A 15403-nucleotide genomic window follows, 5' to 3' on the forward strand; every position below is an offset into this window, starting at 1 on the left:
ACAGCCGCTGTCATGCCCCTGTTAGGCGCCTCCGCATAGCCTGGGGACCCCGTCGGACGAGAGGACCCGGAATGAAGCTTCCAGGCACCGTGCGCACCCGCTTCACGGTCCTGTACACGAGCCTGTTCCTGGCCTCCGGCGCGCTCCTGCTCGCCCTCGCCGCGGCCTTCGCCTCCGGCAGCAGGATCGCCGAGGCGGTTCCCGGTTCCGTGCCCGAGCGGACCGAGGCAGGACCCGCCCAGGAGCGGATCGACGATCTGGAAAGGCGCTTGGCCCAGGCGGACGAGGACCAGGCGCGGCAGATCCTCAAGGGATCGGCATGGGCGCTGGCCGTGATGGGCGTCGCGTCGATCGGGCTGGGCCGGCTCGTGGCCGGGCGGGTGCTGCGCCCCCTGCGCACGATGACCGTGACCACCCGGCGCATCTCGGCCGACAACCTGCACGAGCGACTGGCCGTCACCGGTCCCGCCGACGAGGTCAAGGACCTCGCGGACACCGTGGACGACCTGCTGGAGAGGCTGGAGGGCGCCTTCGCGAGCCAGCGCCGCTTCGTGGCGAACGCCTCGCACGAACTCCGCACCCCGCTCACGACCATGCGGGCGGCGCTGGACGTCACCGCGGCCAAGCCCGGCCCCGTACCCGAGCGGACGCGCGTCCTGGTGGGCCGTCTGCGCACCGAACTCGACCGCGTGGACCACCTCCTCGACGGTCTCCTCGTACTCGCCCGCACGCAGCACGGCGCGTTCGGCGACGCCGCGCGCGTCCGGCTCGACCTCCTGCTGTCCGAGGCCCTCGCCGTACGGGCCGAGGAGACCGCGGCGAAGGGACTCACCGTGCTGCGCGACAGGGAGAACGGGCCCGCGGACGTGTGGGGCAGCGCGAGCCTGCTGGGCCGGGTCGTCGAGAACCTCGTCGACAACGCGGTCCGGCACAACGTCCACGGCGGCCGGCTCCGCGCGGACGTGTGCGCCGAGGGCGACGCGGTCCGTCTGGTCGTCGAGAGCGGCGGCCCGGTCCTCGACGAGGAGCAGGTCGCCGGGCTCGGCCGGCCGTTCTCCCGGCTGGGTGCGGACCGGACCGGAGGCGAGCGCGGCTCCGGGCTCGGCCTGTCCATCGTCGCGGCCATCACGGCGGCGCACGACGGCGTGATGGAGATGCGGCCCGGTTCCGAAGGAGGGCTGCGGGTCACGGTGGTCCTGCCCCGGGCCCCGGGGGCGTCGGCATGAGGGTGCTCGTCGTCGAGGACGCCAGGCCCCTCGCCGAGATCCTCGCGGAGGGACTGCGCGATCAGGGGATGGCGGTGGACGTCGTCCACGACGGCATCGAGGCCGCGGTGAGGCTCGACGCCCACGCCTACGACGTGGTGGTCCTCGACCGTGACCTGCCCGGCATCCACGGCGACGCCCTCTGCCGGATGATCGCCGCCGGGGAGGACCGGGTCATGGTGCTGATGCTGACGGCGGCCGGCACGCCGGGCGACCGGGTGAGCGGTCTCGTGCTGGGCGCCGACGACTACCTCGCCAAGCCGTTCCACTTTCCCGAACTCGTGCTGCGCATCCGGTCGTTGGCGCGACGTCGGCCCCGCGCTCCGGCCCGCACCCTGCGTGCCGCCGGCATCGAACTCGACCCGATGCGGCGCTCCGCCACGCGGGACGGGGCCCCCCTCGGCCTCTCGGTCAAGGAGTGCGCCGTGCTGGAAGCGCTGCTGGACGCCAGCCCCGGCTTCATGAGCGCGGAGGACCTGCTGGAGCGGGTGTGGGACGAGAACGCCGACCCCTTCACCAACACCGTGGCGGTGACCATCAGCCGCCTCCGCCGCAAACTCGGCGACCCCGCGGTCATCACGACCGTGCCGGGCGTGGGCTACCGCATTGCCACCTGAGGCCCCTGGAGTCCCTACTCCGTCCCCGTCAGGGTCGCGTAGACCACCGTGTTGGCACGGTAGCCGGTGTCGGTCGACCAGTCGCCGCCGCAGGTGATCAGGCGCAGTTCGGGGCGGGCGGAGGTGCCGTAGACCTTGGCGTCGGGGAAGCGGTTCTTGGGGTGGAGCGCGACGGCGTCGACGGCGAAGAGGGCGGTGCGGCCGTCTTCGCGGTCGATCTCGATGGCGGCGCCGCGGGAGAGGGCGTCGAGGCGGTGGAAGACGGCGGGGCCGAGGGGGGTGTCCAGGTGCCCGGTCACGACGGCCGTGCCCGGGGCGCCGGGGGTGGTGCCGTCGGCGTACCAGCCGGCCACGGTGGGGACCGTCGCGGACGGGGGGCGCAGGGCTCCGGTGCCGTCGAGTTCGAGGGGGACGAGGGAGGTGTCGATCCCGAGGGCGGGGATCCTGATCCGCGTCGGGTCGGAGGCGGGCAGCGGCCGCCCGGCGGGGCGGTCGCGGTCGGCTCCGGCGGCGGGGCGGGCCGGCGGCTGGGCGGCCCGCTCCGCCGCCGGGGGCCGGGAGGTGGCGCCGTCGGGGGCGTGGGCGAGCAGCAGGACGCCGAGGAGCGCGGTCCAGAGCAGTGCGCCGGCCGAGGGGCCGCGCCGGGAGGGTGCCGTGCCCGGGGGCGGGCCGAAGCGGTTCTTCATGGGGTGCGTGCCTCCGCACGCGGGCGGGCCCCTGCACTCCTGACGGAGTCGGGGCCCGCACGTGGGGCGTGGGCTCAGGCGGAGTCGCGGGCGGCGGTGGCGCGGCGGCGCATCCGGATGAGGACGCCGGCGGCGGCGCCGCCGAGGAGCAGGGCGCCGAGGGCGTACGGGTTGCCGTCGTCGCCCTCGTCCGCTCCCGCGGCCCAGCCGAAGCCCGCCTCCACGGCACCGACCGGGCGGCCGGAGATCTGGTAGGTGACGGTCTGCTTGATGCGGGGCGGGCACTTGAGGGTGACGGTGTCCGTGCCGGAGACGGCGTCCCGCGGGAGGGTGAACTCGCCGACCAGGACGCCCGGCCGGTCGCCCGGAAGGAGGTGGAACTTCCCGCCCGCCTCCGACTCGCCCTTGCCGTACGTCTCCTTGCCACAGGCGGTGGTGCTGACGGTGACGGTGGTGCCGGGGGACGCCTTGCCCGGGTTGATCTTGACGTCACCGGAGGGTGCCGCGACGGCGGAGGGTGCGGACAGGGCGAGGGCTCCCAGGACCAGGGCGAGCTGGGTACCCGTACGTGCGAGACGCATGCTTCTTCTCTCCTTCGGCGGAGCTTTCCTGGCCGGCTGTGCCGCGCGGCTCCTGTGCTGTGCTCCGTGCACGAGCAGCAGATCCCCGCCCGGTGACCACCGCAACGGGAAGATCGCGTGCGATGTCCCCCGGTCGGGCTCTTGATCTTCCGCGTCGATGATCACCGTCGCAGGTCACAGCGGCCCGTGCGGTGCCCGGAAAGAAACGGCGGCCCGCGGGCGAACGGGTGAGAGGGCCGGACCGGGAGGCGTCGGGGAACCGGATCTCCCTACCGCGGAACGGGCTTGACGGGTCGTCACTCCGACGATCCGTCAGGGTGTGGTGTGCACCGACGGCGACGGGCACGTCAGGGGGCCCTGGGGGCTCCCTGACATGCCCGCGACGAGGAGACCGGTCAGCCTCGGCCGAGGATCGCCGTGAGGGCCTGCCTCAGGGCGGCCTCGGGGTCCGAGGACACGCCCTCGGACCGCCAGGCGACGAAGCCGTCGGGGCGGACCAGGACCGCGCCGTCCGGGGTGACGCCGTGGGCCTCCGCCCAGTCCGTGTCGCTCGCCGGGGAGAGCTCCGCGTCGGGCCCGTCGCCGATCCGGTACGCGTCGAGCGGCACGGACAGCTCCTGCCCGACGCCGGCCGCCGCAGCGTGCCAGCCGCCGGCGCCGTCCTCGGCGCTCAGGAGCACCAGGGACCGCTGGTACAGGTCGAGGGTGGAGACGCGGGTGCCGTCGCGGTCGAGCCACACGTGCGGGGCGCGGCTGCCGGTCTCACCCGTCAGGCGCAGCCCGTCGGTCACGACCGGCATCGTGGGGTCGGCGCCCAGGACGGCGCCCCGCGGGTAGCGGTAGCCGAGCACCTCGTTGAGGATGCCGCCCTTCCTGCCCTGGGGGCCGCCCGCTCCGGGTCCGGGGGTGTAGCCGGGGTGGCTGTGCTCGACCGACCGCGCCGAGGCGCGGGCGCTGGTCGTCTCCGCGACCGGGCGACGCTCCGCGTCGTAGGTGGCCAGCAGGTCGGGTCCGGCCCAGCCGTCCAGGACGGCGGCGAGCTTCCAGGCGAGGTTGTGGGCGTCCTGGATGCCGGTGTTGGAGCCGAACGCCCCGGTGGGCGGCATCTCGTGGGCGGAGTCGCCGGCGAGGAACACCCGTCCGTCCGCGTACCGTTCGGCGATCCGCTCGGCCGCGTGCCAGGGAGCACGGCCCGTGATCTCCACGTCGAGGTCCGGCACTCCCACGGCCCGGCGGATGTGTTCCCGGCAGCGCTCGTCGGTGAACTCCTCCAGCGTCTCGCCGTGTTCGGGGTGCCAGGGGGCGTGGAACACCCAGCGCTCCCGGTTGTCGACCGGCAGCAGCGCGCCGTCGGCCTCCGGGTTCGTCAGGTAGCAGACGATGAAGTGCCGGTCGCCGACGACGTCGGCGAGGCCGCGGGAGACGAAGGTGATGCTCACGTTGTGGAACAGGTCGCCCTGACCGCTCTGGCCGATGCCGAGCCCCTCGCGGATCGGGCTGCGCGGGCCGTCCGCCGCCACGAGGTAGTCGGCGCGGATGGTGGTGTGCTCGCCGGTCTCGCGGCTCTTGACCTGCGCGGTCACTCCGTCGGCGTCCTGCTCGAAGGACATCAGCTCCGTCCCGAACCGCAGGTCTCCGCCCAGCTCGCCGGCGCGCTTGAGCAGAACCGGTTCGAGGTCGTTCTGGCTGCACAGGCACCATCCGGTGGGGCTGAAGCGGGCGACGCCGCCACCGGGGTCGATCTCCCTGAACAGCCACTCACCGGCGTCGCCCACCAGGCTCGGCGTCTGCAGGATGCCGTTGTTGCGCGCCAGGACCGACGCGGCCTCCTTGACCTGCGGCTCGACGCCGGCGCTGCGGAACACCTCCATCGTGCGGACGTTGTTCCCGCGGCCGCGCGGGTGGATCGAGGTGCCCGCATGGCGCTCGACCAGGGTGTGCGGCACGCCGAGCCGGCCCAGGAACAGCGAAGTGGACAGGCCCACCAGCGAGCCGCCGACGATGAGTACGGACGTGCGGTGACCGGGTTCCTCGTCGGCCACGTCGAATCGGTTCATTGTTGGTCTCCGGCGTCACCTGCGACGCGAGTCGGGGTTGGGATGCAGATTCATTCCCTTCGGCGACGGGTCCGCGTGTCGGGGGCACCCGGATGACACGCGGTTCACTCGTCCGCTTCACGGGACTCGCGCGGTGTCGGCGCTCCTGTCAACGATCAACACATGACGGTCCCGGCGTGTCGGTCACCCGGGTCGTTCCCCCCTCCCCCACCGAGAAGAGAAGAGGTGTGCCGGATGGCCCCCTCGGGACGCATCTCGCAGTCCGTGTTCGACGGCTCCAGGCTGCGGGTGATCCTCCTGCTCGACCTGTACGAGGGTGCGCAGCAGCAGTTCCTGGACGCGTACGAAGTCATGCACAAGCAGGTCGCCTCCATCCCCGGTCACATCAGTGACCAGCTCTGCCAGTCCATCGAGAACCCCTCGCAGTGGCTCATCACCAGCGAGTGGGAGAGCGCGCCCCCCTTCCTCGCCTGGGTGAACAGCGAGGAGCACGTCGAGATCGTCAAGCCGATGCACAGCTGCGTCCGGGACACCCGTTCGATGCGCTACAGCGTCCTCCGGGAGACCAGCCTCGGTCAGCCGGCCGCGCGGGCCCAGGCGTCGACCGACCTGCAGGTGGAGGCCCGCGTCGGAGACGGCGTGGCCCGCCACGCGCTCACCTTCACGGTGAAGCCCGGTGCGGAGTCGAAGGTGGCGGAGATCCTCGCCGGGTACCAGTCGCCCCAGGCCCAGGTCGACGAGACCACCCGGCTGCGCCGCACCTCCCTCTTCATGCACGGCAACCGCGTCGTGCGCGCCGTGGAGGTGGAGGGCGATCTGCTCGCGGCACTGCGGCACGTCGCCCGCCAGCCCGAGGTGCGCGCGGTCGAGGAGGCCATCAACCCGTACCTGGAGCAGGACCGGGACCTCACCGACCCGGAGTCGGCCCGCGTGTTCTTCACCCGGGCGGCCCTGCCGGCCGTCCACCACGTGGTGGCCGACCGGCCGACGCCGGCCGGTCTGCGCCGGCACGCGCTGTACTACCCGGCCAAGGAAGGCCGCGGGATGGACCTCGCCCGGCTGCTCGCCCACCAGGACCGGGCCGCTGCGGACGATCCCGACAACCCGGTGCACAGCAGCACCGTGTTCCAGCGCGACGACATCGTGGTGCGCCTCATCGACGCCGCGGGCGAGCTCGACCTGGACCCCGTCGCCTCCCTCGGGCTCCGCGGCGACGGGAAGGCCACGGAACTGGAACGCCTCCTCGACGGCGCCGCGATCGGCGTCGAGGGCTCCCTGGAGACGGAGCGCAACGTCAACCGGCTCCTGTCGCACGCCGACATGCTGCCCGTCACGGACCGCTCGGCCAACTCCTGACGGGCCGGTCGCGGCTCCCACCGCGGTCGCTCCCCAGCACGTCACTGCCACATCTGGAGGTATCAACCATGCTCAAGCCACGCATCGTGACCCTGAGCGAGACGGAACCCAACCGCAGGCGCGGGGGTGACCTGCGGGCCATGCTCACGCCGGCCACCGTGGGTTCCACGAGCGGCTTCATGGGTCTGGCCATCGTCCAGCCGGGCGAGCGCATCGGCGAGCACTACCACCCGTACTCCGAGGAGTTCGTGTACGTCGTCTCGGGTGCGCTGGAAGTGGACCTGGACGGCGAGACCTACGCGCTCCAGCACGATCAGGGCCTCCTGATCCCGATCGACGTGCGGCACCGCTTCCGCAACGTGGGCGACGTGGAGGCCCGCATGGTCTTCCACCTGGGCCCGCTGGCCCCCCGGCCGAGCCTCGGCCACGTCGACACCGAGGTCACCGACGAGGCCGAGCTCGCCGCCGCGGGGCCGCACCTGAGCGTGCACGCCCCGGGGCCGGTGTCCGAGCGAAGCGGGGCCATCGAGTGACCCGGCGAGTGGCCGTCACCGGCATCGGTGTGGTCGCTCCGGGCGGCACCGGAGCGAACGCGTTCTGGGACCTGCTCTCCGCCGGCCGTACCGCTACCCGCGGCATCACCCTGTTCGACCCGGCCGGGCTGCGCTCCCGCATCGCGGCCGAGTGCGACTTCGACCCGCTGGACCACGGGCTGGACCCGGAGCTGAGCAGTCACGCGGACCGGTACATCCAGTTCGCCGTCGTCGCCGCCGGGGAGGCCGTCCGCGACTCCGGGCTCGACACCGACGCCGAGGACCCCTGGCGCGTCGCGGTCTCCCTGGGCAGCGCCGTCGGCGGCACCACCCGGCTGGAGCACGACTACGTGCTGGTCAGCGCGGGCGGGCAGCGGTGGGACGTGGACCACCGCGCGGCCGATCCCAAGCTGCACATGGCGTTCTCGCCGAGCACGCTCGCCTCCGTCGTGGCCGAGCGGTTCGGCGCCCGCGGCCCGGTGCAGACCGTCTCCACGGGCTGCACCTCCGGCCTCGACGCCGTGGGCTACGCCTTCCACACCATCGAGGAGGGCCGGGCCGACGTCTGCATCGCGGGCGCCTCGGACTCCCCCATCTCCCCCATCACCATGGCCTGCTTCGACGCCATCAAGGCCACGTCGCCCGACAACGACGACCCGGAGCACGCCTCCCGCCCCTTCGACAACAACCGCAACGGTTTCGTCATGGGCGAGGGAGCGGCCGTCCTCGTGCTGGAGGAGTACGAGCACGCCCGGGCGCGCGGTGCGCACATCTACTGCGAGATCGGCGGCTACGCCACCTTCGGCAACGCGTACCACATGACCGGTCTGACCGGCGAGGGACTCGAGATGTCCCGGGCGATCGACTCCACGCTCGACCAGGCCCGGCTCGACCCCACGCTGATCGACTACGTGAACGCGCACGGCTCGGGCACCCGGCAGAACGACCGGCACGAGACCGCCGCCGTGAAGCGGTCCCTCGGCGCGCACGCCTACGACACACCCATGAGCTCCATCAAATCCATGGTGGGGCACTCGCTCGGGGCGATCGGGGCGATAGAGGTGGCCGCCTGCGTGCTCGCGCTGAAGCACCAGGTGGTACCTCCGACAGCGAACTACGAGACCCCCGACCCCGAGTGCGACCTGGACTACGTGCCGCGCACCGCCCGCCCCCGGAAGCTCAGGAACGTGCTCTCCGTCGGCAGCGGATTCGGCGGCTTCCAGTCCGCGGTGCTCCTGACGGGCCCGGGCGGGAGGACACGATGAGCACTGAGCGCCCACGGCGCGCGGTCGTCACCGGCATCGGTGTGATCGCCCCCAACGGATTGCGTGCCGACGCGTACTGGAAGTCCGTCCGCGAAGGTCTGGGCGTCCTGGACCGGATCACCCGTGAGGGGTGCGAGGACCTGCCGCTCAAGGTCGCGGGCGAGGTCCGCGGCTTCGACGCCTCCGCCCTGATCGAGGAGCCCTTCCTCGTCCAGACCGACCGCTTCAGCCACTACGCGATGGCCGCGGCCCAGCTCGCCCTCGACGACGCCGGCCTCGCCCACGACGGTCCGGAGGAGCCCTACTCCATCGGCGTCGTCACCGCGGCCGGCTCGGGCGGCGGCGAGTTCGGCCAGCGGGAGCTCCAGAAGCTCTGGTCGCGGGGATCCAAGTTCGTCGGCCCGTACCAGTCCATCGCCTGGTTCTACGCCGCGAGCACCGGCCAGATCTCCATCCGCGGCGGGTTCAAGGGCCCCTGCGGTGTGGTCGCGAGCGACGAGGCGGGCGGCCTGGACGGTCTCGCGCACGCCGCCCGGGCCGTACGGCGCGGGACCGGCGCGGTGGTCGTCGGCGCGGCGGAGGCGCCGCTCGCGCCGTACTCGATGGTCTGCCAGCTCGGATACCCCGAGCTCAGCACCGTCGAGGACCCGGACCGCGCCTACCGGCCCTTCACCTCGGCCGCCTGCGGTTTCGTCCCCGCGGAGGGCGGCGCGATGCTCGTCGTGGAGGACGAGGACCGTGCCCGCGACCGGGGGGCGGCCGTCCGGGCCGTCGTCGCCGGCCACGGTGCCACGTTCACCGGCGCCTCCCGGTGGGAGGAGTCCCGGGAGGGACTGGCCCGCGCCGTCCGCGTCGCCCTCGACGAGGCCGGCTGCGCGCCCGAGGAGGTCGACGTCGTCTTTGCCGACGCCCTGGGCGTCCCGGAGGCGGACCGGGCGGAGGCGCTGGCGATCGCCGACGCCCTCGGGGCGCACGCCGCCCGCGTCCCCGTCACGGCCCCCAAGACGGGCATCGGCCGCGCCTACTGCGGCGCGCCCGTCCTGGACACCGCCGCCGCGGTCTTCGCGATGGAGCACGGTGTGGTCCCGCCCACGCCCAACGTGTTCGACATCTGCCACGACCTCGATCTGGTGACGTCCCGCGCTCGCCCCGCCGAGCTGCGCACCGCCCTCGTCCTCAGCCGGGGACTCATGGGATCCAACGCGGCGCTGGTCGTGCGCCGCGGCGACGACTCCGCCCGGTAGGACCGGGCGGGAAGGAGAGCAGAGATGATCACCACCACACTGACCTTCGACGAACTCGCCACGCTGATGAAGCAGGCGGCCGGGGTCACCGTCGACGCCCGCGAGCTCGAGAAGGAACCGGACGCTCCGTTCACCACCCTCGGGCTCGACTCGCTCGGCCTGCTCGGGATCGTCGGCGAGCTGGAGAACCGGTACAGCGTGGCCCTGCCCACCGACGCCGAGCGCTGCAAGACCCCCGTCGAGTTCCTCGGCCTGGTCAACAGCACCCTGAAGACGGGAGCCTGACGTGTCCGGTCACACCGACAACAGCGTCACCATCGACGCGCCGCTCGACCTCGTCTGGGAGATCACCAACGACATCGAGAACTGGCCGGACCTCTTCAGCGAGTACGCCTCGCTGGAGGTGCTCTCCCGTGAGGGCGACTCCACCACCTTCCGCCTGACCATGCACCCGGACGAGTCCGGGAAGGTCTGGAGCTGGGTGTCGGAGCGGACCGTCGACCGTCGCGGCCGGACCGTCCGCGCCCGTCGCGTCGAGACCGGCCCGTTCGACCACATGAACATCCGGTGGGAGTACGAGGAGACCCCGGCCGGCGTGCACATGCGCTGGGTGCAGGACTTCGCGATGAAGCCCGACGCCCCGGTCGACGACGCCTGGATGACCGACAACATCAACCGCAACTCCCGCACGCAGATGGCCCTCATCCGGGACCGCATCGAGCAGGTCGCCCGCGACCGCCGGAGCGCCCCGGTCCTGCCCGGCTGACCGAACCCCGCCGCGGAGACCCGTACACCCTCTCGTCCCACCTGGAAGGACGCTCGATGCACCACGCTCTGATCGTCGCCCGCATGGCGCCCGGTTCGGCTCCGGCGATCGCCGACGTGTTCGCCGCCTCGGACCGCGGGGAGCTCCCGCACCTGGTCGGCGTCACCCGGCGCCGCCTGTTCCAGTTCGGCGACGTGTACCTGCACCTCATCGAGTCGGAGCAGGACCCGTCACCGGCCATCGCGAAGCTGACCGGACACCCCGAGTTCCGGGACGCCAGCGAGAAGCTGTCGGCGTACGTCAGCGCGTACGACCCGGAGACCTGGCGGAGCCCCAAGGACGCCATGGCGCAGTGCTTCTACCAGTGGGAGCGCGACGCCCGTTCCTGATCCCCGGGAACACGGCAGGGAAACCCGAGGCCGCCCGCCCCGCGAACGACGCGGAGCGGGCGGCCTCGGGTTTCCCTCGTCCCGTCAGGCGGGCACGGTGCACTCGAACGCGTGGAGGTAGGCGTTGACCGGGCGGATCTCGCCGATGACGAGTCCCGCGTCGGTCAGCCGGTCGACCATGCTCTGCCGCGTGTGCTTCGCACCGCCGACGTTGAGGAGCAGCAGCAGGTCCATGGCGGTGGTGAACCTCATCGAGGGCGTGTCGTCGACGAGGTTCTCGATCACGACGACGCGGGCGCCGGGGCGCGCCGCCTTGCGGACGTTGGCGAGCGCCCTGCGGGTGCTGTCGTCGTCCCACTCCAGGATGTTCTTGATGATGTACACGTCCGCCTGGATCGGGATGTCCTCGCGGCAGTCGCCGGCGACCACCCGGACCCGGGAGCTCAGCGCGCCGCCGTCCCGCAGGCGCGGGTCGGCGTTCCCCACCACGCCCGGCAGGTCGAGCAGCGCGCCGTTCAGGGACGGGTGCTTCTCCAGCAGGCTGGCCAGGACGTGTCCCTGTCCGCCGCCGATGTCGGCGACGGAGGAGACGTCCCCGAGGTCGAGGAGGTCAGCGACGTCCTGCGCCGACTGCCTGCTCGACGTCGTCATGGCCCGGTTGAAGACGTGGGCCGACTCGGGCGCGTCCTCGTTGAGGTACGCGAAGAACTCCCTCTCGTACACGTCCTCGAAGACGTTCCGTCCGGAGCGCACGGCCTCGTCGAGCTTCGGCCAGACGTCCCACGTCCACGGTTCGGTGCACCACAGCGCGATGTAGCGCAGGCTGTGCGGGTCGTCCTCGCGCAGCAGGCGGGACATCTCCGTGTGGGCGAAGGTGCCGTCGGGCTGCTCGGCGAAGACCCCCTGGCAGGAGAGCGCGCGCAGCAGCCTGCGCAGGGTCCGCGGCTGGGTCTTCACGGCGGCCGCGAGGTCCTCCGCGGTCATGGGCGTGTCGCCCAGGGCGTCGGCCACGCCCAGGCGGGCGGCCGCGCGTACGGCGGCGGCGCAGGCCGCCCCGAAGACGAGTTCCCTGAGCCGCATCGGCGGGGCGGGAGCGGGAGCGGGGTCAACCGTTGTCATCTGTTCGCCTTGTCCTTGCTGTCGGGCCGTGGGGGTGTCGGGGAACCGGTGGGTCAGCACATTCCGGCGGGTTCCGAGAGCGTGCAGGTGTTGCGGGTGAAGGTGTTGCCCTTGCCGGTGTCCCGGTCGGCCAGGTCGGCGGGGCTGTTGCGCATCACCACGTTGTCGCGGACGGCGTTCTGCTCGTTCGGGACGCCCACGAAGCTCTTGAACAGCACGATGCCGCCCGAGAGCGGCGAGGCGCCCACGTTGCCGACGACCCTGTTCTGCTCGACCACCGTCTCCTCGGCGCCGGTGAGGACGATGCCCGAGCCCTGCAGGAAGGGCAGCCGGGGGGTCTTCGGGCAGTACTTGTTGTTGGCGTGGATGTCGTTGCGGCGCAGGGTCATCGCCCCCGCGCGCGGTGTGGACTCGTCGCCCACCACGAACACGGCGGCGCAGTTGCCGGTCGCCTCGTTGCGGTCGACGGTCACGTTCCGCAGGCGCCGGACCGTGAGGCCGATCCGGTTGCCGGACAGGCTGTTGCGGGAGACCAGCGTGCCCCCGGCGTCCGTGGCGCCGGCCTCCGTGTCGGTGGTGTTGGCCAGGAACAGTCCGGCGTCGGCGTTGTCGCGGGCGGTGTTCTGGCTGAAGACGCCCCGTGTCGACCTCTCCTGGGCGATGCCCCACTTGCCGTTCTTCTCGGCGAGCACCTTGCGGACCGTCAGCCGGTCGGTCCGGGAGGCCCACAGGCCGTTGGCGGCGAAGCCCCGGAGCGCGAGCGAGCGTACGGTGACGCCCTCGACGGGGTGGCCGTCCGTCCCGGTCACGCAGACGCCGTGACCGGCCTTGCCGCACGTGTCGTCGGCGGCGGGGGTGCCGGGCACGAGGACGGTGGAGGCGGAGCCCGAGCCGCGCAGCGTCAGGCGCGGGGTGGTGATGCGGACGCTCTCGCGGTAGGTGCCGGGTGACAGGACGATGGTGTCCCCCGGCTTCGCGGCGTCCACGGCCTTCTGGATCGATGCGCCGGGCTTCACCAGGTGAGCCGTACGGCTCACGGCGCCGGGCGCGGCCGCGCCCAGCCCCGAGGCCGTGAGGGCCACGGTGCAGGCCAGCAGGGCGATCTGTCGTTTGGTCATGCGCCGAAGCTAAGAGCGCGCCGTGCGGCCTGCCACCGGTGATCCCCCAGGCGGACCTAGGCATACCCCCCTGCGGTCCACGCTCGGGCGTGGCGCGCGGGTCCTCGCGGGAATGGCCGCTCCCCCGTGGATCATGAGGGGCCGCCGGGGGCACGTCTCCGGTGCGGCGGGCGGCGAAGGGGTTCGGATGCGCAAGTGGTGGCCCTTGGCCGCGATCTGTCTGGGCACGTTCATGCTCCTGCTGGACGTCACGATCGTGACGGTGGCGCTGCCCGCCATGGCGACCGACCTCGGCACCTCGCTCTCCGAGCTGGAGTGGGTGGTCGACACGTACGCGCTGGCGCTGGCGGCGCTGCTGCTCGGCGTCGGTTCCCGCGCCGACCGGATCGGCCGCAGGAAGGTGTACCTGGTCGGGCTCGTCGTCTTCACCGCGGCGTCGGTGGCGTGCGCGGTCGCCCCGACCGCGGGTGTGCTGATCGGCGCCCGCGCGGTGCAGGGGATCGGCGCCGCGGGGATGTTCGGTACGACGATCGCACTGCTCGGCATGCACTACGGCGGCCGGGACCGGGGCGTTGCCTTCGCCGTGTGGGGCGCCACCAACTCGGTGGCCGCCGCGGCCGGGCCCCTGGTCGGCGGACTCCTCACCCAGTACCTGGACTGGCGGTGGATCTTCTTCGTCAACCTGCCGGTCTGCCTGGCCGCCGTCGCGATGACGCTCCTGTCCGTCCGCGAGTCCAGGGGGCAGGGCCGGCAGCGGGCGGACGTCCTCGGCACCGTCGCCTTCACGGTGGCGAGCGGGGCCCTCACCTTCGGGCTGATCCGCGCCCACTCCGACGGCTGGACGACCCCCTTCACCCTCGGTCTGTTCGGCACGGCGGCCGTCGCCCTGGCCCTGTTCGTCGTGGCGGAGACGCGGCACGAGCACCCGGTCCTCGACCTGTCGCTGTTCCGCAGGCCGTCGTTCACCGGCATCATGACCGCCGCGCTGTTCCTGCAGGGCGCCGCGTTCGCCTACCTGTTGTACGAGTCCCTGTGGATGCAGTCCGTCCTGGGGTACGAGCCCGTCGAGGCGGGTCTGTACCTCCTGCCCATGTGCGCCTCCGCGTTCGTCGTCTCCGCGCTGGCGGGCCGCTTCGGCCCCTGGCTCCCGCGGGCGACGATCGGAGGAGGGCTGGCACTGATCGCCCTGGGCTCCGCGATGCAGGCGGGCCTCGACGCGGGGTCCTCGGGCGGCAGCCTCGTGGCGGGGCTCGTCGTCGCCGGTCTGGGGGTCGGGCTCGTGACGCCCAGTCTGTCGGCGGCCGCCCTGGCCACGGTGCCTCCGGAGCGCGGCGGCATGGTGGGCGGCGCGGTCAACACCTTCCGCCAACTGGGGTTCGCCCTCGGCATCGCCGTGTTCGGCGTGATCTTCCAGTCGCGGATCGAGAGCGTCCTGCGGGCCGGCGGCGGGGTCCCGGACCCGCACGGTGCGGCCGTGGCGCTGAGCGGCGGACAGGCGCGGTCGGTCGTCGCCGGCCTGCCCGAGGGCGACCGCGACGCGATGGCCCACCTGGTGCGTGAGGCGTTCGCCTCCGGCCTGAACGCGGTGCTGGTCGTCGCGGCGGCGCTGGGGGCCGTGGCCTCCCTGGTCGTCGTCGCGACGGTACGGGTCCCGGCGGGCGGCACCGAGCAGCGTCGACCGGCCCTTCCCGGGCCGGCGGCGGACGCCGCCCTGGAGACGGGCAAGAGCGGCTGACCTCCGCCCGGGCCCGTCAGGCGCCCCGTCTCACCACGGCGTCATGCTCATGCCCTGGTCGACCCAGTCCGCGAAGGTGACGGGCCGGCCGCCCAGCCTCAGCGGGAGGATCCGGTCGCAACTGGCCCTGCCGTCGAACCACATCTCGCCGCGGTGCGGGCCCGTGACGACGAGGAGGGTGGAGAAGCCGCAGCCGCCCTCCTGGATGAACACCGCGCCGGCCGTCACGCGCTCGTGGAACACCCCGCCCTCGGAGTCCCACGCCTCCCACGCCGCCGTGTCCTCCCGGGGCGGTTCGCGCGCGTCGTGCTCCTCGTCGTAGGCACGGTACGAGTCGGGGTGCGGGAACGGCTCCGTCAGCAGGTCGTAGTTGGTGTCGACGTCGCCGTACCAACCCCAGCCCCGCGGACCGCGCCACAGCTGCCTGAAGCGACGTCCGACGTCACCGAACCGCAGCAGGTGCGCGCGGTACTCGGAGGGGAACGTGATCCCGAGATCCTGCTCCGCCTCGCGCACGTCCGCCTCCGTCAGGCGCCGCTCCAGCGGATTCCCCTCCCGCCGCACGACCTCGGGGTCCAGCCGCTCGTGGCGGTGGCCCCGCGTCAGGCGCAGGTACTCCGCGGTCCAGTCGATCTCCATGACCCGAGGGTAGCCAGGCCGTGCCGGAGCGGG

At 72.9% G+C, this 15403-nt stretch carries 16 protein-coding genes; 10 read left to right on the top strand and 6 right to left on the bottom strand.

Translation table 11 applies throughout. From position 1 onward, the window contains the following. The first annotated feature begins 71 nt into the window (after positions 1–71). Together AB0424_RS03155 and AB0424_RS03160 are read left to right on the top strand one after the other, a co-directional pair. On the top strand, positions 72–1226 hold the full coding sequence (locus tag AB0424_RS03155) for a HAMP domain-containing sensor histidine kinase (protein WP_366301743.1): 1155 nt from the start codon (positions 72–74) through the stop codon (positions 1224–1226). Further along, positions 1223–1882: a response regulator transcription factor gene (locus AB0424_RS03160; protein ID WP_366301744.1), complete on the top strand. Its 660-nt coding sequence runs from the start codon at positions 1223–1225 to the stop codon at positions 1880–1882. Before AB0424_RS03155 ends, AB0424_RS03160 begins: the two co-directional genes overlap by 4 nt. Positions 1883–1896: 14 nt before the next feature. On the opposite strand, the gene AB0424_RS03165 is transcribed toward AB0424_RS03160, so the two are convergent. The 3 genes from AB0424_RS03165 to AB0424_RS03175 form a co-directional block, all read right to left on the bottom strand. Further along, entirely contained in the window at positions 1897–2568 is a 672-nt protein-coding gene (locus AB0424_RS03165; protein WP_366301746.1) for a class F sortase, read from the bottom strand. 74 nt (positions 2569–2642) lie between these two features. Then, positions 2643–3149: a sortase gene (locus AB0424_RS03170; protein ID WP_366301747.1), complete on the bottom strand. Its 507-nt coding sequence runs from the start codon at positions 3147–3149 to the stop codon at positions 2643–2645. Between the two features lie 395 nt (positions 3150–3544). Continuing rightward, complete coding sequence (locus tag AB0424_RS03175) at positions 3545–5206, bottom strand: FAD-dependent monooxygenase (RefSeq protein ID WP_366301748.1); 1662 nt, start codon at positions 5204–5206, stop codon at positions 3545–3547. 234 nt (positions 5207–5440) lie between these two features. Between AB0424_RS03175 and AB0424_RS03180 the strand changes: the two genes are divergently transcribed. The 7 genes from AB0424_RS03180 (at position 5441) to AB0424_RS03210 (ending at position 10759) form a co-directional block, all read left to right on the top strand. Further along, a complete protein-coding gene (locus AB0424_RS03180) occupies positions 5441–6562 on the top strand; it encodes a SchA/CurD-like domain-containing protein (RefSeq protein ID WP_366301750.1) in 1122 nt (373 codons plus the stop codon). A 68-nt stretch (positions 6563–6630) separates the two neighbouring features. Then, positions 6631–7095, top strand: coding sequence for a cupin domain-containing protein (locus tag AB0424_RS03185; RefSeq protein WP_366301752.1), 465 nt, complete (start codon positions 6631–6633; stop codon positions 7093–7095). Then, positions 7092–8360, top strand: a complete 1269-nt coding sequence (locus AB0424_RS03190; protein WP_366301753.1) for a beta-ketoacyl-[acyl-carrier-protein] synthase family protein — start codon at positions 7092–7094, stop codon at positions 8358–8360. Before AB0424_RS03185 ends, AB0424_RS03190 begins: the two co-directional genes overlap by 4 nt. After that, on the top strand, positions 8357–9604 hold the full coding sequence (locus tag AB0424_RS03195; protein WP_366301754.1) for a ketosynthase chain-length factor: 1248 nt from the start codon (positions 8357–8359) through the stop codon (positions 9602–9604). Before AB0424_RS03190 ends, AB0424_RS03195 begins: the two co-directional genes overlap by 4 nt. A 24-nt stretch (positions 9605–9628) precedes the next feature. Beyond that, a complete protein-coding gene (locus tag AB0424_RS03200) occupies positions 9629–9889 on the top strand; it encodes a phosphopantetheine-binding protein (RefSeq protein WP_366301755.1) in 261 nt (86 codons plus the stop codon). Between the two features lies 1 nt (position 9890). Next, on the top strand, positions 9891–10370 hold the full coding sequence (locus tag AB0424_RS03205) for an SRPBCC family protein (RefSeq protein ID WP_366301756.1): 480 nt from the start codon (positions 9891–9893) through the stop codon (positions 10368–10370). 56 nt (positions 10371–10426) lie between these two features. Beyond that, positions 10427–10759, top strand: coding sequence for a TcmI family type II polyketide cyclase (locus AB0424_RS03210; protein WP_366301758.1), 333 nt, complete (start codon positions 10427–10429; stop codon positions 10757–10759). Positions 10760–10843: 84 nt separating this feature from the next. Here the strand turns inward: AB0424_RS03210 and AB0424_RS03215 are convergent, their stop codons facing one another. Together AB0424_RS03215 and AB0424_RS03220 are read right to left on the bottom strand one after the other, a co-directional pair. Beyond that, on the bottom strand, positions 10844–11878 hold the full coding sequence (locus AB0424_RS03215; RefSeq protein ID WP_366301759.1) for a methyltransferase: 1035 nt from the start codon (positions 11876–11878) through the stop codon (positions 10844–10846). A 53-nt stretch (positions 11879–11931) separates the two neighbouring features. After that, positions 11932–12996 (bottom strand): right-handed parallel beta-helix repeat-containing protein, encoded by a 1065-nt coding sequence (locus AB0424_RS03220; protein WP_366301760.1) that lies wholly within the window; start codon positions 12994–12996, stop codon positions 11932–11934. 187 nt (positions 12997–13183) lie between these two features. Between AB0424_RS03220 and AB0424_RS03225 the strand changes: the two genes are divergently transcribed. Then, positions 13184–14731: an MFS transporter gene (locus AB0424_RS03225; RefSeq protein WP_366301761.1), complete on the top strand. Its 1548-nt coding sequence runs from the start codon at positions 13184–13186 to the stop codon at positions 14729–14731. A 30-nt stretch (positions 14732–14761) separates the two neighbouring features. Here the strand turns inward: AB0424_RS03225 and AB0424_RS03230 are convergent, their stop codons facing one another. Then, positions 14762–15370 carry an SMI1/KNR4 family protein gene (locus AB0424_RS03230; protein WP_366301763.1) on the bottom strand — a complete coding sequence of 203 codons (609 nt, stop codon included), beginning with the start codon at positions 15368–15370 and terminating at the stop codon, positions 14762–14764. Positions 15371–15403 lie beyond the last annotated feature (33 nt).

The sequence above is a fragment of the Streptomyces sp. NPDC051180 genome (assembly GCF_040689545.1).
Lineage (GTDB): Bacteria > Actinomycetota > Actinomycetes > Streptomycetales > Streptomycetaceae > Streptomyces.

Coding starts and splice junctions, on each gene's coding strand:
- AB0424_RS03165 (WP_366301746.1), bottom strand. CDS start 2,568: ATGAAGAACCGCTTCGGCCCGCCCCCGGGCACGGCACCCTCCCGGCGC.
- AB0424_RS03170 (WP_366301747.1), bottom strand. CDS start 3,149: ATGCGTCTCGCACGTACGGGTACCCAGCTCGCCCTGGTCCTGGGAGCC.
- AB0424_RS03175 (WP_366301748.1), bottom strand. CDS start 5,206: ATGAACCGATTCGACGTGGCCGACGAGGAACCCGGTCACCGCACGTCC.
- AB0424_RS03210 (WP_366301758.1), top strand. CDS start 10,427: ATGCACCACGCTCTGATCGTCGCCCGCATGGCGCCCGGTTCGGCTCCG.
- AB0424_RS03220 (WP_366301760.1), bottom strand. CDS start 12,996: ATGACCAAACGACAGATCGCCCTGCTGGCCTGCACCGTGGCCCTCACG.
- AB0424_RS03225 (WP_366301761.1), top strand. CDS start 13,184: ATGCGCAAGTGGTGGCCCTTGGCCGCGATCTGTCTGGGCACGTTCATG.
- AB0424_RS03215 (WP_366301759.1), bottom strand. CDS start 11,878: ATGACAACGGTTGACCCCGCTCCCGCTCCCGCCCCGCCGATGCGGCTC.
- AB0424_RS03185 (WP_366301752.1), top strand. CDS start 6,631: ATGCTCAAGCCACGCATCGTGACCCTGAGCGAGACGGAACCCAACCGC.
- AB0424_RS03200 (WP_366301755.1), top strand. CDS start 9,629: ATGATCACCACCACACTGACCTTCGACGAACTCGCCACGCTGATGAAG.
- AB0424_RS03160 (WP_366301744.1), top strand. CDS start 1,223: ATGAGGGTGCTCGTCGTCGAGGACGCCAGGCCCCTCGCCGAGATCCTC.
- AB0424_RS03155 (WP_366301743.1), top strand. CDS start 72: ATGAAGCTTCCAGGCACCGTGCGCACCCGCTTCACGGTCCTGTACACG.
- AB0424_RS03195 (WP_366301754.1), top strand. CDS start 8,357: ATGAGCACTGAGCGCCCACGGCGCGCGGTCGTCACCGGCATCGGTGTG.
- AB0424_RS03180 (WP_366301750.1), top strand. CDS start 5,441: ATGGCCCCCTCGGGACGCATCTCGCAGTCCGTGTTCGACGGCTCCAGG.
- AB0424_RS03230 (WP_366301763.1), bottom strand. CDS start 15,370: ATGGAGATCGACTGGACCGCGGAGTACCTGCGCCTGACGCGGGGCCAC.